Origin of the sequence: Kitasatospora sp. NPDC056076, assembly GCF_042266305.1 — a bacterium.
Taxonomy (GTDB): Bacteria; Actinomycetota; Actinomycetes; order Streptomycetales; family Streptomycetaceae; genus Kitasatospora.
This window is the reverse complement of sequence record NZ_JBHJWG010000006.1, coordinates 124,462-139,791: the sequence shown is the minus strand read 5'-3', so window position 1 is coordinate 139,791 and position 15,330 is coordinate 124,462. Positions and strand designations below refer to the sequence as shown.

The following is a 15,330-nucleotide window of genomic DNA, read 5'->3' as shown; positions in this document are numbered from 1 at the left end:
AGGAGGTTACAGCCAGCCCTTCTCCCGGGCGATCCGGACCGCCTCGGTGCGGTTGCGCGCCTCGGTCTTCTGGATCGCCATCGAGAGGTAGTTGCGGACCGTCCCCTCCGACAGGTGCAGCCGCCTGGCGATGTCCGCGTTCACCGCGCCGTCCGCGGCCGCGCCCAGCACGTCCCGCTCGCGCGCGGTCAGCGGATTGGCGCCCTCGGCCAGCGCGGCCGCCGCCAGCGCCGGGTCGATCACGCGCTCGCCGCGCAGCACCCGGCGGATCGCCTCGGCCAGCTCGGACGCCGGCGCGTCCTTCACCAGGAAGGCGTCCGCCCCCGACTCCATCGCCCGGCGCAGGTAGCCGGGGCGGCCGAAGGTCGTCGCGATGACCACCCGCGTCCCCGGCGCCCGGCTGCGCAGCTCTGCGGCCGCCTCGATGCCCGTCATCCCCGGCATCTCGATGTCCAGCACGGCGACCTGCACCTCGTTCGCCAGCACCGCCGCCACCACCTCGTCCCCGCGGCCGACCTGCGCCACGACGTCGATGTCCCCCTCCAGCCCGAGCAGCGCCGCCAGCGCCTCCCGGACCATCCCCTGGTCCTCGGCGAGCAGCACGCGGATCGAGGGGCCGTTCTCTGCAGTACCCATGGCCACGACCTTAGAGGGAAAGGGGCTTGAGTCTCCGGCAGGGGGAGACCCCACAGTGGTGCCCATGGACGGCAGCGAAACGCTCTACTCGATCGGCGACCTCTCCCGGCGCACCGGACTCACCGTCAAGGCCATCCGGTTCTACGCCGACACCGGCCTGGTCCCGCCCACCGACCGCACCACCGCCGGCTACCGCCGCTACGACCTCCACGGCCTCGCCCGGCTGGACCTCGTCCGCACCCTGCGCGAACTCGGGCTCGACCTGCCCGCGATCCGCCGGGTGCTGGAGCGCCAGGCCCCGCTGCACGAGGTCGTCTCGGCGCACGCGGAGGCCCTGGAGGTGCAGATCCGCACCCTGCGGCTGCGCCGGGCCGTCCTGCTCGCCGTCGCCCAACGTTCGTCCACCCCCGAGGAGATGACACTCATGCACAAGCTCGCCCGACTGTCCGACGCCGAACGCCGCCGGCTCGTCCACGACTTCATCGACGAGACCTTCGGCGACCTGGACGCCAACCCCGAGTTCGTCGCCATGCTGCGCTCGGCGATGCCCGAACTGCCGGACGAACCGCGGCCGGAGCAGGTCGAGGCCTGGGTCGAGCTGGGCGAACTCGTCCAGGACCCGGACTTCCGGGCGGCGGTGCGGCGGATGGCCGAACACCAGGCCGTCGAACGGGCGGACGGCGACCGGGGCGGGCTGCACGCGGCCCTGACCGGGACGGTACGGACGGTGGTCGGCGCGGCCCTGGCCGAGGGCATCACGCCCTCCTCCCCGGCCGCCGACCCCGTCCTGGACACCCTCACCGCCGCGTACGCCGAGACCTTCCGGCGCCCCGACGACCCCGCCCTCCGCTCGTGGCTGCTGGCCCGCCTCACCACGGCCGACGACCCGCGCGCCGAGCGCTACTGGCAGTTGCTGGCCGTCATCAACGGCTGGCCGGTGCCGGAGGGCCTGCGGGAGGTATTCGGATGGCTCACCGAAGCCCTGCGCAGCAGACTGACCGGATGCTGACCCTGGAACCCCTGCGCCCCGACCACGCCGCCGCCGTCCTCGCCTTCGAGCTCGCCAACCGCGCCTGGTTCGCCCGGACCGTGCCCGACCGCGGGGACGCCTACTTCACCGCGGCCGGGTTCGCCGAGCGCCACGCCGCCCTGCTCGCCGAACAGGCCGAGGGCACCGGCCGGTTCCACCTCGTCCTCGGCCCGGACGGCGCGCTGGTCGGCCGGATCAACCTGGTGGACCTCGTGGACGGCAGCGCCGAACTCGGCTACCGCGTCGCCGAGTCCGCCGCCGGGCAGGGCCTCGCCAAGGCCGCCGTCGCGCTGGTCTGCCGACTCGCCGCCGACGCCTACGGCCTGCACGCGCTGACCGCCGCCACCACCCTCGACAACCCGGCGTCCCGGGCCGTCCTGACCGGCAGCGGATTCACGGTCACCGGGCAGTGCCGGCTCGGCGGACACCCGGGCCTCCGCTACCGCCGCGCCCTGGACGCCTCCTAGGAGGCCGTGGAGGCCCCGGGGGACGGGGCGGGCACCGGGCGCAGGGGGACCGAGGCCCGGATCCGGAAGCCCTTGCCCCGCTCCCCCGGGCCGGTCTCCAGCCGGCCGCCGACCAGGGCGAGGCGCTCCTCCAGTCCGGAGAGCCCGTTCCCCGGTTGGGACTTGCCCGGGCCGGGACCGTTGTCGGTGATCTCCAGGACGGCGTACCGCTCGCCGCCGCCGTCCCAGCTCTCGTCCGCCGTCACCGTGCAGACGGTGGCCCCCTCGCCGTGCCGGACGATGTTGGTGACCGCCTCGCGCAGCGCCCAGGCCAGCGCGCCCGCCTCCTCGTTGGCCAGCGACGGCCAGGCGTCCACCAGCTCCGGCGCGGCCTCCAGCCGGACCTGCGCGGCGGCCAGCGCCGTACGGGCGGCGGCGAGTTCGACCGGCAGGGTGGGGCGGCGGAAGCCGGTCACGGCCTCCCGCACGTCGATCAGCGACTGCCGGGCGACCTGCTCGATCTCGGCGACCTGCGCCCGCGCCGCCTCGTCCTTGCCCGCGTCCATGAAGCGGCCGGCCAGCTCGCTCTTGAGGGTGATCAGCGAGAGCGAGTGCCCGAGCAGGTCGTGCAGGTCGCGGGCGAGCCGCAGCCGCTCCTCGGAGGCGGCCAGGTGGGCGACGGCGGCCCGGGCCTCGCGCAGTTCCTTCATGGTGGTGACCAGCCGCTGCAGGCCGGTCATCGCGACGCCGGAGAGGAAGGCGCTGAGGGCGAAGGTGGTGGTGCTGTCGTTGTCGGCGTGGATCGCCAGGCCGGTCCCGGCGGTGAGCAGGGCCATCGCGACCAGGGCGCGCAGCGCGTGCTTCACCGGGGTGATCACCGCGAGGCACACCGAGGCGTAGATGAACATGGTCAGGAACGCGCCGCCGAGCACCGCGGCGGAGGCCACCGCGAGCACGATCATCGTCCCGACGACCACCTGGCAGGCCCGCGGCTTCATCCCCGCCTGCGAGCGGAAGATCACCAGCAGGACGTAGGCGGCCACGAAGACCGCCAGGCAGGCCCAGCCGAAGACCTGCTCGGCCCCGCTGTGCCCGCCGTTCAGCAGGCTGCTCGCCGGGTAGGCCAGGTAGGTCATCCACAGCAGCATCCAGGCGACCTTGACGGTCATCTGCCGCCGGGTCTCCACCGGGGCGCCCGGGACGTTCATGAAGGAGGCGCGCACCGGACCGGCCTCCCCCGGTTCGTCGGGGCGGTCGGTCCGGTGCTCGTCGCTCATGGTGGTCATCATGCCCGGCGGGCGTCACGCCGGTACAGCACCGCTGCGCCGGCCACGAACACCGCGAAGAAGGCGGCCAGTCCGGCGACCGCGGCCAGGTCCAGGGAGTGCCCGGGCTGGGTGAAGGTGGCCAGCTTGTTGTACAGGAACACCGGGTTGAAGCGGGCGAGGCCCTCCAGCGAGCCGCTCACCGGGAACCAGGTGCCGCCGAGCAGCGCCATCGCCATGTAGGTGATCATCACGATCGGCTGCACCGCGTCCGGCGCCGCCGCGTAGCCCAGCGCCACCCCCAGCGCGGCGAAGACGAAGCTGCCCAGCCAGAGCGCGGCCGCCAGCCCGATCCACTGCGGCGCGCTCAGCTGGACGCCCTGGACGGCCCCGACCGCGAAGACCACCAGGATCGCCGGCAGCGTGGTCACCGCGGTCGCCGTGATCTTGCCGACGGTGTACGCCCGGCCGGGCAGCGCGGTCAGCCGCAGCTGGCGCGTCCAGCCGCTCTTGCGCTCCAGCGAGATCCGCTGCGCGTTGCCGGTGAGCACCGCGCCGACCGCGCCGAAGGTGGCCATCGAGACCATGAAGTAGGTCTTCACGGGCAGGCCGCCGGCCTGGTTGCCGGAGCCGTAGGCGTTGATGAAGAAGACGTACATCAGCGCCGGGTAGAGCACCGTGAAGAACAGGTAGCGCCGGTTGCGGAGGGTCCGCAGGATCTCCAGCTTGATCAGGGTGGTCATCGCACGCTCTCCTTCTCGGCGTCGGCCCGGCGGTCCAGCTCGCCCGTGATGGTCAGGAAGGCCTGCTCCAGGCCGACCCCGGCGACCTCCAGGCCGCGCGGGTACAGGCCCGCCCGGTAGATCCCGGCGACGCCGGCGTCGGCGTCCGCGGTCCGGATCCGCACCGTCCGCACCCCCGGGACGCGGGCGGTGACGTCCAGTGCCTGCACGCCCGGCAGGGAGCGCAGCACGGCCTCGTCGAAGCGGACGTCCGCGGGGAGGTCGGCGTCGTGGAGTTCGAAGGCGATCCGGCGGGCCCCGGCGCGCGCCTTGATCTCGGCGGAGCTGCCGTCGGCGATCAGCCGGCCCCGGTGCAGCACCAGGACGCGGTCGGCGATCGAGTCGGCCTCCTCCAGGTAGTGGGTGGCGAACAGCACCGTGCGCCCGGCGTCGGCCTGCGCGCGCATGCTCGCCCAGAACGCCTGCCGGACGCTGACGTCCATGCCGGTGGTGGGCTCGTCCAGCACGATCAGGTCGCTGTCGCCGGCGATCGCCAGGGCGAAGCGGACCCGCTGCTCCTGGCCGCCGGACAGCTTGTCGACCCGGCGTTCGGCGATCTCCTCGATCCCGGCGTCGGCCAGCACCTCCGTGACCGGCCGGCCGCGCGGGTGCACCTTGCAGGCGAGCTCGACGATCTCGCGGACCTTGACGTCGGTCATCAGCCCGCCGCTCTGCAGCATCGCGCCGACCCGGCCGTCCGCGATCGCCGCCCGCGGGGTGGCGCCGAACAGCGTGACGCTGCCCTGGTCGGGTTCGCGCAGGCCGAGCAGCAGGTCCAGGCTGGTGGACTTCCCGGCGCCGTTCGGGCCGAGCAGGGCGACGGTCTCGCCCGGCCGCAGCACGAGGTCCAGGCCGTCCACGGCGCGCACCCGCCCGTAGCTCTTGCCGACGCCGCGGAAGGCGGCCACCTCGGTAACCATCGCCCGGCTCCTCTCCCTGGTGGGGTCCGGTGCGGAGCTGTCCGCACCACCCCAGGGTCCCGCCGGGGCCGGGGCCGGCGGCAGTGTCGGGCGGGGGGGGGGGGGGGGTTTGGCTGGGTTTGCGGCGGGACCACAGGCCCCCCGGGGCGCCCCCCCCCCCGCCCCGACACAAGAAGACACCGGGGAGCCGGCGCGGTATGACGGATGTCATGCCGAAGGCACGACGGCCCGGGCGGCTACAGGCCCAGCGAGCGCTTCACGAAGTCGACCTGGAGCAGCAGCAGGTTCTCCGCGACCTCCTCCTGCGGGGTCATGTGGGTGACGCCCGACAGCGGCAGCACGGTGTGCGGGCGCCCGGCGGCCAGCAGCGCCGAGGAGAGCCGCAGGGTGTGGGCGGCCACCACGTTGTCGTCGGCCAGGCCGTGGATGATCATCAGCGGGCGCTCCAGCCCGGCCGCGTACCCGTTCAGCGAGTTCGCCGCGTACACCTCGGGCCGCTCGGCCGGGTGGCCCAGGTAGCGCTCGGTGTAGTGGGTGTCGTACAGCTCCCAGTCGGTCACCGGGGCCCCGGCCACCGCCGCGTGGAACACGTCGGGGCGGCGCAGCACGGCGAGCGCGGCGAGGTAGCCGCCGTACGACCAGCCGCGGATCGCGACCCGGTCGAGGTCCAGCGGGAACTCGTCGGCCAGCGCCCGCAGCGCCTCCACCTGGTCGTCCAGGGTGGCCCCGGCGAAGTCGAAGGCGATGGACTTCTCCCAGGCCGGGCCGCGCCCGGGGGTGCCGCGGCCGTCGGCGACGACCACCGCGAAGCCCTGGTCGGCGAACCACTGCGAGTTGAGGTGCGGGTTGTGCGCCTGGACGACGCGCTGGCCGTGCGGGCCGCCGTACGGGTCCATCAGGACGGGCAGCAGGCCGTCGCGCTCGCGGTCGTAGCCGGTGGGCAGGAACACGGCGGCCGGGATGCGGCGCTCGCCCGCGAAGCGGAAGACCGGGCGGGCGGTGATGGCCGGGGTCTCGGCGTACGAGGCGACGGTGGCGACGTCGTCGACCACCACGCCCTCCGGCAGGTCGCGGGCGACCTGCACCAGCGTGCCGGGCAGGTCGGGCTCGGCGGTGGCCCGGACGGTGATCCCGCCGGCGTGCACCGCGCTGGTGACGGAGGTGAACGGGCGGCCGTTGGCGGACTCCCAGGCCAGCTCCTTGCCGTCGTGGCTGATCCGGCCGACGGCGATCCAGCCGGGCTCGGGGTCGGTCTCCTCGGCGCCGCCGGAGGCGCTGAAGAACACCTCCCGCGCGGTGACCGCGACCACCGACCGCACGTGCAGGTCGGCCCCGGTGACGGCCTGGTCGCCGACCACCAGCGCCCGCACCCCGCCCTGGTCGGAGATCCGGACCAGCTTGCCGTCCGGGGTCCACGCCGGCACGCCCGGGAAGGCCTCCAGCCAGACCTCGTCGTGCTCCTCGAACAGCACCTCGGTGGCGCCGGTGGTCACGTCCAGGCCGAGGACCCGCTGGGCGCGCTGGTCCCGGGACTGGACGAGCAGCAGCGGCACGCCGCCCTCGGACCAGTGCACCCGGGCCAGGTACGGGAACGCCGCGTGGTCCCAGGAGACCTCGGTGCGTCCGCCGTGCAGGTCGAGCACCCAGAGCCCGACCTCGGCGTTGGCGGTGCCGGCCGCCGGGTAGGCGACCTCGGCGGGCTCGCGGTCCGGGTTGGCCGGGTCGGCGATCCACCAGCGGCGCACCGGGCTGTCGTCGGCGCGCTCGGCCAGCAGCCGCTCGCCGTCCGGGGACCACCAGAAGCCGCGGGTGCGGTCGATCTCCTCCTGGGCGATGAACTCGGCCTGGCCCCAGGTGACGTTCGGGCCGTCCGGCTCGGCGAGCGCCCGGTCGCCGCCGCCGTCGGTGCGGGTCAGCCGCAGTTCGCCGGCGGTGTTGGCGTAGGCGACGTGGGCGCCGTCCGGGGAGAGCCGCGGGTCCAGCAGCGGGCCCACGGCGGGCAGTTCGGCGGTGGTGCCGGCGGCCAGGTCGGCGGTGAACAGCCGGCCGGAGAGCGCGAAGGCGGCCCGGTCGCCGGCGGCGTCCAGGGCGTAGCCGACGATGCCGGCCGAGCTCTCCCGGCTGCGTTCGCGGCGCGCCTTCTCGGCCGGCGAGAGGTCCTCCTCGCCGCCGCCGAGCAGCACCGCCGGGTCGGCGGCGATCCGCTCCTCGCCGGTGGCGGTGTCGAGGGTCCAGAGCAGGTTGGCCCGGTCGCCGCCCGAGCGCGAGCGCAGGAAGACGACCCGCGAGCCGTCGGGTACGACGGAGAAGGAGCGGGGGGCGCCGACGGTGTAGCGCAGGGTCCGCGCGTACTGCCGGGGGAAGGTGTCCGCAGGAGTGTGGGAGGTCATGGCACCAGACCCTACGACGGGCGACTGCCACGGCCGGGTGACTGACGATCACTCGTTCGGAGCATCACCCCCGAGTACGCCCCGGAGGGCCCCGCACCCCCTCCGACCGGCCCGTGCGCCCCACGAGTGCCTCCTTGCCCCGGCGCGCGCGGACTCACTGAATGTAATGCTCCCCTTACCCATCGGGTATGACTGGTCAGGCGAGTGATCGTCGGGCCCCGTCCCGGGCCCGCCGGCCACCCGGCCCCGATTCCCGTACGGTCCCACCGCCGCCCTCCCCGGGGGCCGGCGCCCGAGAAGGGGTGTGAGCCCACATGGCCATGAACATCTCCGCAGCCGTGCTGATGCTCGTCATCGTGGTGGTGCTGATCCGCCGCTCCGGCCTCAAGCTGGCGCACGCGATCATCTGCGCACTGCTCGGCTTCTACCTGGCGTCCAGCTCGATCGCACCGTCGATCAGCCAGGTCACCAGCAACCTCGCCGGGATGATCAACGGCCTCAAGCTCTGACCCCGCAGCGCGGTCGTTAGGCTTCCTCCCATGACCGCGACTACCGGCCGCAGCCTCCTCCTGGTGCACGCCCACCCCGACGACGAGTCGATCGGCAACGGCGCCACCATGGCCAGGTACGCCGCCGAGGGCGCCCGGGTGACGCTGGTGACCTGCACCCTCGGCGAGGGCGGCGAGGTGATCCCGCCCGCGCTGGCCCACCTGACGGCCGATCGGGACGACACCCTCGGCGCCCACCGGATCGGCGAGCTGACCGCGGCGATGCGCGCGCTCGGCGTCACGGACTTCCGCTTCCTCGGCGGGCCGGGGCGCTACCGCGACTCCGGGATGATGGGCGTGCCCGAGAACGACGCCCCCGGCTGCTTCTGGCGGGCGGACGTCGACGAGGCGGCGGGCCACCTGGTCGCGGTGATCCGCGAGGTGCGGCCGCAGGTGCTGGTCACGTACGACGAGAACGGCGGCTACGGGCACCCGGACCACATCCAGGCGCACCGGGTCGCGATGCGCGCGTACGAGCTGGCCGCCGACCCGGCGCACGCCCCGGAGGCGGGCGCTCCCTGGCGGATCGCCAAGGTGTACTGGAACCGGATGCCCCGCTCGGTGCTGGACGCCGGCCTCGCCGCCACCGCGGCCGAGGCGCGCTTCCCGGGCGTCGCGCACCCCGGCGACGTCCCCGGGGTGGTGGCCGACGAGGTGGTCACCACCGTGCTGGACGGCACCGGCTACGCCGCCCCCAAGACCGCCGCACTGACCGCGCACGCCACCCAGATCACCGTGGCCGGCGACTCCTTCGCGCTCTCCAACCACCTCGGCCAGCCCCTGTTCGCCACCGAGTACTACCAGTTGGTACGCGGCCAGGCCGGGCCGGAGCGGCCCGAGCACGACCTCTTCGCGGGCCTCGGCGCCGACGCCACGGGCCCGGGAACCGACCCGACAGGCCCGGGAACCGACCCGGCCCCGAGCGAGGGGAACGCCCGATGACCGCGCCCGCCGCCAAGCCGAGGACCCGATCGGTCGCGGCCACCGTGCTCGGCACCCGCGAGGAGCGGCTGGCCGAGCCCCAACCCCCGCGCGCCGCCCGGATCGCGGGGTATGTCCTGTTCTTCCTGCTGGGCATCGCGGTGTCGGTGTGCGGATCCTTTGTGCAGGCCCTGTGGCCGCCCGTGGGAGTTCTGCTGGCGCTCGCCGCCACCGCCGCGACCTTCTACGCCGGCCTGCGGGTCACCGGCACCAAGCTGGGCGCCGGGATGCCCGCCGGCGGCTGGTTCCTGGCGATGCTGCTGCTGATGGTGCCCCGGCCGGAGGGCGACAACGTGCTCTGGTCCAATGCCACATCGCTGGCCTGGCTGTTCGTCGGCTCGATCCTGGGCGTGATCTGCGCCACCCTGCCCACCCGCACCAGCTGGTTCCCCGGCGTCCCCAACCCCAAGCGCTGAACCCGGCGGGCGGCCGCGTACGGTAGCGCACACAACGCGCAGTCAGGACCACTCCGCCGTACTCTCATACCGGAGGAACCGGACGTATCAGGATCTGTCCGAAGCCGTTCACCGCTCAGTTCTTCCCAGTATGGTGGTCCCGCAGTACGTCGTACCCGACCGCCGTTTGCCCCAGGCCCGGCGACCACGAACCGCGGTCGCGCCGCACGGCCCGCCCGCGAACCCGGAGCAGAGCAGCATTGAGCAGCCGCGAATCTGACAACGCCAACCCGACGCCCCGGCGCACGGGTCCGGACGCCTACCCGTCGGGCACGCCGCCCTACGGCACCCCGGCGGGCCCCGGCGGTGACCGGGCCGACACCGGGTCGGGCGGCGAGGACGACGGTCCGAAGACCGAGACGACCCTGACCACCAGGGTCCGGATCAACATCCCCGGCTCGCGCCCGATCCCGCCGGTCGTCGTCCGCAGCACCGTCAAGAACGAGACCGCCCGGGGCGACGACGGCCCGGCCGACCCGTTCGCGCCGGGCACCGAGCCGGGCGGCCCGCGACACCGCTCCGCACCCGCCTCGCCCGTCCTCGGCGTGATGGAGGGCGGCTCCGGCTCCGCCACCCCGCCGAACCTGCCGCCGGAGTGGCAGATCCCGCCGATCCCGCCGGCGACCTCGGAGTCCGAGTCCACCGGCGCGTGGTTCCGGCCGCGGCAGAAGAAGGCCCCGGCCGCCGAACCCGCCCCGGCCGCCGTGCCGGTCGGCGCCCCGAGCGTCCCGAGCACGCCGGAGGCCCCGGCCGTGCCCGGCCCCGGCGCCGAGGCCCGGCCGCAGTCCGCCCCGAACGGCGCCCGCCCGGCGCCGGACGCCGGCGCCGCCCGGCCGAACGGCCGCCCGCTGCCCACCCGGGGCCAGGCCCCGCACCAGGGCGCCGCCCCGGCCGCCCCCGCCTCGCCCTACGGCGCCGGGGGCCCGGCCGAGGAGCCCGGGGTGTACGAGAGCGCCGACCCGTTCGCACCGGTCGCCGATCCGTTCGCCCCGACCGGCCCGACCGGCCCCGCCGCCGGCGCGCGCGGCCGCGGCGACCAGCGCGGCCCGCGCGGCAGCCGTCCGCAGCAGCCGTCGCCGCACCAGCAGGGCGGCCCCCAGCAGGGCGGGCTGCCCCAGGGCGGCCTCCAGCAGGGCGGCGCCCCGCAGGGCGGGTTCCCGCCGAGCGGGCTGCCGCAGAACGGCTTCCCGCAGGCCGAGCCCGGTCCGGAGGACACCTCGGTGGACGGCTTCGCGCCGATCCGCGAGCACGGCGCGCCCCCGGCCGCCATACCCGGCCTGCCCCGGAACGGCACCGCCCCGAACGGCGCTGTCCCGAACGGCACCGCGCCGAACGGGACCGCGCCGCACGGCGGCCCGAACGGCGGCGGCCCGGACGGCTTCGACGGCCGTCCGCAGCCGGGCCTGTTCGCCTCCGCCCCGACCGGTGCCGACCCGTTCGCCACCCAGCGCCCGGCCGCCCCCGGCCAGGACCCCTTCGCCACCCCGGCGGGCCCCGGCGGGCTCTTCCCCGGCGCGCCCCAGCCCGGCTCCCAGCCGGCCCCGCAGCCCGCCCCCGGCGGGCCCCGGCGGGCGGGTCGTGACCCGGAGGCCACCGAGGTCACCCCGCTGCCCGCCCCCGGCCCCCAGGGCGCGGCGGGCGGTCCCGGCGCCCAGGTCGACGCCGCCCCGTTCCTCCCCGGCGCCGTCCCCGGGCCGGCTCCCGCGTCCGGCCCGGCACCCGCCAAGGCCGAGCCGGCCGCCCCGGCCAGCGGCAAGGGCAAGGGCAAGGGCCAGGCGAAGGCCAAGCGCGGCGGCCCGAAGAAGCTGGTCAAGCTCGGCGTCTACGCCGTCGGCGGGGTGTTCTTCCTCGGCGCCGCCGCGTACGGCACCGGCCTGATGCTCAACCAGTCCGACATCCCCAAGGGCACCGTGGTGCTCGGCACGGACATCGGCGGCAACGGCCGTGACCAGGCGATCCACGCGCTGGACGCCTCGGTCGGCAAGGCCGGGCAGCAGCCGCTCAAGCTCAAGATCGGCGACCAGAGCGTCGACCTGGACCCGACGGTGGCCGGCCTGAGCTTCGACACCACGGCCACCGTGGACGGCCTCGCCGCGCACAGCTACAACCCGGTCACCGTGATCACGTCGATCCAGGGCGGCACCAAGGCCGTCGCCCCGGAGGTCCGGGTCGACCGCGCCAAGCTCAAGGCCGCACTGGACTCGCTGGCGGTCGGCTCGGGCCAGGGCCTGCAGGAGGGCTACGTCAAGTTCGCCGACAACGGCGACCCGGTCGTCGTCCCCGGCAAGGCCGGTCAGGCGGTGGACACCAACGCCGCGCTGGACGTGATCGAGCAGGCCTACCGCGACCGCGCCGCCGGCAAGCCGGACCAGCCGATCGCGCTGGCCGTCACGGCCGCCCAGCCGAAGGTCTCCACCCAGGCCCTCCAGGCCGCCGCGGACAGCCTCGGCAAGCAGGTCACCAGCGGGAAGATCCACGTCGTGGCCGGTGCCAAGACCTGGGACTTCGGCCCGAAGACCGCGGCCAAGGCGCTCACCCTGGCCCCGGACGCCTCCGGCAAGATCGCGCCCAAGTGGGACCTCGACGCGCTGGGCTCCCTGCTCAACGGCGCGTTCGACAAGGTGAAGGCCAAGAAGAACGGCCAGACCGCCGCGATCACCACCCAGGACGTCGCGGACGCCGTCACCTCGCTGTTCGACAAGACCGGTGACAAGGAACGCACCTTCAAGTTCACCACCGCCTGACGCCGGGCGCCCGGCCGCCGGACGCCCGGACGCCGGACGGCACCCACCGTCCGGCGGCACCGGCCGACGAGCCGGGCACGAACGAGGGGCGGGGCCGCCGCACCGCACGGTCGCGGCCGTCCCGCCCCTCGACAACTCCCCCTCCCGTCAGCAAGATGTGACGCCACACCATCCGTCACAGTCACCCCGGGAGCCACGCCGATGGGCCGCCGCAGCCTCCAGCACCACCGGACGGCACTGCTCGCCGGTCTCACCGTCCTGACGCTCTCCCTCGCGCTCTGCTCCTGCTCCGCGGGGTCGGACGGCGCCGTCGCGGACGCCCCGGTCGCCGCCACCGGGGTGCCCAAGCTGACCTCGGTCGACATCAACGCCCACGACCGCGCCCGGCTGCGCCAGGGCGGCACCCTGAACCTGGCGATCTCCCAGTTCTCCCACCAGTGGTCGCCGATCCACACCGACGGCACCGAGTCCTCGACCGTCGCGGTCGGCAAGCCGCTGCTGCCGACCTTCTTCCGTTCCGACGCGGCGGGCACCCAGACCGTCAACCCGGCCTACCTCCAGGAGGCCCACGCCGAGCTCAGGGACGGCCACCAGGTGGTCACCTGGACGCTCAACCCGAAGGCCCACTGGTCCGACGGCACCCCGATCACCTGGCGCGACATCGAGGCCAACTGGCGTGCCATGAACGGCAAGGACCCGGCGTACCGGCCCTCCAGCACCTCCGGCTTCGAGCTGGTCAGCTCGGTCGAGCGGGGCAAGGACGACTTCCAGGCCGTGATGACCTTCGACCGGCCGTTCTCCGAGTGGCAGTCGATGTTCAACGGCGCCGCCAACGCGCCGCTGCTGCCCGCGAGCAAGGTGTCCACCCCGGAGTTGTTCAACTCGGCCTACCTGGACGCCATCCCGCTCACCGCCGGCCCCTTCAGGGTCGAGCGGCTGGACCCGTCGGCGCAGACCGTCACCCTGGTCGCCGACCCGACCTGGTGGGGCGACAAGCCGGTGCTGGACCGGATCGTCTTCCACGCCATGCTGCCCGACGCGATGCGCACCGCCTTCGCCAAGGGCGAGATCGACCTTCTCAACAACGGTCCGGACCTGGCCGGCTACCAGGTCATCAGGAACACCAAGGGGGCGGCCGTGCGCCGGGCCGGCGGGCCGGACTTCCGCCAGCTCACCCTGAACGCCCGCAACCCCGTGCTCGCCGACGCGACCGTCCGCCAGGCCGTCCTCCAGGCGATCAACCGGGACGCCCTGATCCGCACCGACCTCAACGGCCTGGACTGGCCCGCCGTCCCGCTCAACAACCACCTGCTGGTCGCCAACCAGAACGGCTACCGCGACAACTCCCTGGGGCTGTCGCGCTTCGACCCGGCCGAGGCCGCCCGCAAGCTGGACGCGGCGGGCTGGAAGCTCGACGGCGAGGTGCGGAAGAAGGACGGCCACGAGCTGAACCTGCGGATGGTCGTCCCCGCCGGGGTGGCCGTGGCCCAGAACGAGACGGCCTCGGTGTCGAGGATGCTCAAGGACGTCGGCATCAAGGTCACCCCGGTGACCGCCGCCCCCAACGAGTTCTTCGACAAGTACGTCAACCGCAACGACTTCGACATCGCCGTCTACGCGCTGCTCGGCACCCCGTTCCCGGCCAGCGGCAGCCGCGCGAGCTACGCCCAGAACAGCTCCACCAACCGGGCCGGCGCCGGCAGCTCCGCGGTGGACGCCGCGCTCGACCGGGCCGCCGGCGCCACCGACGCCGGCACCGCCTCCGAGGCGATCAACCAGGCCGACGGCGAGCTCTGGAAGGTGGCCGGCGTCCTGCCGCTCTACCAGCGCCCGCAGCTGTACGGCGCCCGCGCCGACCTCGCCAACATCGGCGCCCAGGGCCTGTCCGACATCGTCTGGGAGAACGTCGGCTTCACCAAGTAGCGCCCCGGCACCCGCCGGTCTCAGCCGTGCAGGGTCTCCCGCCAGTAGTGGCAGGCGCTGCGGCGGCCGGGCAGCTCGGCCCCCTCCGCGTCCGCCACCGGTACCAGCGGCGGGAGTTCGGTCAGGCAGCGGTCCTGCACCCGGTCGCAGCGGGGGTTGAACGCGCAGCCCTCCGGGATGCGCAGCAGGCTGGGCGGCAGGCCCTTGATGGCGTGCAGGTCCTGGCCCTTCTGGTCCAGCCGGGGGATGGAGTCCAGCAGTCCCCGGGTGTACGGGTGCGCGGGCCGGGCGTACAGCTGGTGCACGGGGGCGGTCTCGACGATCCGGCCCGCGTACATCACGGCGATCTTGTCCGCGACGTCGGCGACCACGCCGAGGTCGTGGGTGATCAGGATCAGGCCCATGTTGAACTCGGCCTGCAACTCGGCCAGCAGGTCCATCACCTGGGCCTGGACGGTGACGTCCAGGGCGGTGGTGGGCTCGTCGGCGATGATCAGGTCCGGCTCCAGGGACAGCGCCATCGCGATCATGATGCGCTGGCGCATGCCGCCGGAGAACTGGTGCGGGTAGTCGCCGACCCGCTGCTTGGCCGCCGGGATGCGCACCCGGTCCATCAGCTCGACGGCCTTCACCTTCGCCTCGGCGCGCGACAGCCCCTGGTGCACCCGGAACATCTCGCCCAGCTGGTAGCCCACGCTGAGCACCGGGTTGAGCGCGGACAGCGCGTCCTGGAAGATCATCGCGATCTGCCGGCCCCGGACGGTCCGCCGGAGCCGGGGGCTCATGGTCAGCAGGTCGTCACCCCGGAACAGGATCCGGCCCGAGGTGATCCGGCCGGGCGGCACGTCCAGGATGCCCATGATCGCCTGCGCCGTCACCGACTTCCCGGAGCCGGACTCGCCCAGCACCGCCAGCGTCTCCCCCGCCGCCACCGAGTAGCTCACCCCGTTGACGGCCCTGGCGACGCCGTCCTGGGTGTGGAACTCGATGTGCAGGTCCTCGACCTCCAGCAACGGCGTCCCGGGCACCAGGTTCTCCCGTCCGCCGCCGACCACCTCGACCGCATCCATCCGGGCAGGCCTCCTCAGCGCAGCAGCGACCATCGACAGCCAGGCGCAGTGCAACTATCAAGGAACGGCGTGCACTTGGGGAGTGCGCGGCAGATCTCGGTTCCATCACGGCGAAGGGCGCGCCCCCGGTACGAGGACGC

Annotated in this window: 13 protein-coding genes; 7 read left to right on the top strand and 6 right to left on the bottom strand. The window is 74.4% G+C overall.

What is annotated here, in order from left to right:
- Positions 1–6: 6 nt before the first annotated feature.
- Positions 7–636 carry a response regulator gene (locus ACFC1T_RS07395; protein WP_375884756.1) on the bottom strand — a complete coding sequence of 210 codons (630 nt, stop codon included), beginning with the start codon at positions 634–636 and terminating at the stop codon, positions 7–9.
- 64 nt (positions 637–700) lie between these two features.
- Between ACFC1T_RS07395 and ACFC1T_RS07390 the strand changes: the two genes are divergently transcribed.
- Together ACFC1T_RS07390 and ACFC1T_RS07385 are read left to right on the top strand one after the other, a co-directional pair.
- The gene (locus ACFC1T_RS07390; RefSeq protein ID WP_375884753.1) at positions 701–1,645 is read left to right on the top strand and encodes a MerR family transcriptional regulator; all 945 of its coding nucleotides are present in this window, start codon (positions 701–703) and stop codon (positions 1,643–1,645) included.
- Positions 1,639–2,133 carry a GNAT family N-acetyltransferase gene (locus ACFC1T_RS07385; RefSeq protein WP_375884751.1) on the top strand — a complete coding sequence of 165 codons (495 nt, stop codon included), beginning with the start codon at positions 1,639–1,641 and terminating at the stop codon, positions 2,131–2,133. Before ACFC1T_RS07390 ends, ACFC1T_RS07385 begins: the two co-directional genes overlap by 7 nt.
- Here ACFC1T_RS07385 and ACFC1T_RS07380 read toward each other — a convergent pair.
- The 4 genes from ACFC1T_RS07380 to ACFC1T_RS07365 all read right to left on the bottom strand — a co-directional run bounded on the left by ACFC1T_RS07380 (position 2,130) and on the right by ACFC1T_RS07365 (position 7,469).
- Entirely contained in the window at positions 2,130–3,389 is a 1,260-nt protein-coding gene (locus ACFC1T_RS07380) for a sensor histidine kinase (RefSeq protein WP_375884749.1), read from the bottom strand. The two genes, ACFC1T_RS07385 and ACFC1T_RS07380, sit on opposite strands and share 4 nt — an antisense overlap.
- A gap of 8 nt (positions 3,390–3,397) precedes the next feature.
- Positions 3,398–4,120: an ABC transporter permease gene (locus tag ACFC1T_RS07375; protein ID WP_375884746.1), complete on the bottom strand. Its 723-nt coding sequence runs from the start codon at positions 4,118–4,120 to the stop codon at positions 3,398–3,400.
- The gene (locus ACFC1T_RS07370) at positions 4,117–5,079 is read right to left on the bottom strand and encodes an ABC transporter ATP-binding protein (protein WP_375884744.1); all 963 of its coding nucleotides are present in this window, start codon (positions 5,077–5,079) and stop codon (positions 4,117–4,119) included. Before ACFC1T_RS07370 ends, ACFC1T_RS07375 begins: the two co-directional genes overlap by 4 nt.
- Positions 5,080–5,315: 236 nt before the next feature.
- Positions 5,316–7,469 (bottom strand): prolyl oligopeptidase family serine peptidase, encoded by a 2,154-nt coding sequence (locus ACFC1T_RS07365; RefSeq protein ID WP_375884742.1) that lies wholly within the window; start codon positions 7,467–7,469, stop codon positions 5,316–5,318.
- Between the two features lie 314 nt (positions 7,470–7,783).
- Here ACFC1T_RS07365 and ACFC1T_RS07360 point away from each other — a divergent pair, with 314 nt between their 5' ends.
- The 5 genes from ACFC1T_RS07360 to ACFC1T_RS07340 all read left to right on the top strand — a co-directional run bounded on the left by ACFC1T_RS07360 (position 7,784) and on the right by ACFC1T_RS07340 (position 14,120).
- A complete protein-coding gene (locus ACFC1T_RS07360) occupies positions 7,784–7,978 on the top strand; it encodes a DUF2304 family protein (RefSeq protein WP_350587436.1) in 195 nt (64 codons plus the stop codon).
- Positions 7,979–8,008: 30 nt separating this feature from the next.
- Positions 8,009–8,959, top strand: a complete 951-nt coding sequence (gene mshB, locus ACFC1T_RS07355; protein WP_375884740.1) for an N-acetyl-1-D-myo-inositol-2-amino-2-deoxy-alpha-D-glucopyranoside deacetylase — start codon at positions 8,009–8,011, stop codon at positions 8,957–8,959.
- Entirely contained in the window at positions 8,956–9,414 is a 459-nt protein-coding gene (locus ACFC1T_RS07350) for a DUF6113 family protein (RefSeq protein ID WP_375884737.1), read from the top strand. Before mshB ends, ACFC1T_RS07350 begins: the two co-directional genes overlap by 4 nt.
- Before the next feature lie 239 nt (positions 9,415–9,653).
- A complete protein-coding gene (locus ACFC1T_RS07345) occupies positions 9,654–12,197 on the top strand; it encodes a peptidoglycan binding domain-containing protein (protein WP_375884734.1) in 2,544 nt (847 codons plus the stop codon).
- A 201-nt stretch (positions 12,198–12,398) separates the two neighbouring features.
- Positions 12,399–14,120, top strand: a complete 1,722-nt coding sequence (locus ACFC1T_RS07340) for an ABC transporter family substrate-binding protein (protein WP_375884731.1) — start codon at positions 12,399–12,401, stop codon at positions 14,118–14,120.
- Between the two features lie 20 nt (positions 14,121–14,140).
- Here the strand turns inward: ACFC1T_RS07340 and ACFC1T_RS07335 are convergent, their stop codons facing one another.
- Positions 14,141–15,190 (bottom strand): ABC transporter ATP-binding protein, encoded by a 1,050-nt coding sequence (locus tag ACFC1T_RS07335; protein ID WP_375884728.1) that lies wholly within the window; start codon positions 15,188–15,190, stop codon positions 14,141–14,143.
- Positions 15,191–15,330: the final 140 nt, after the last annotated feature.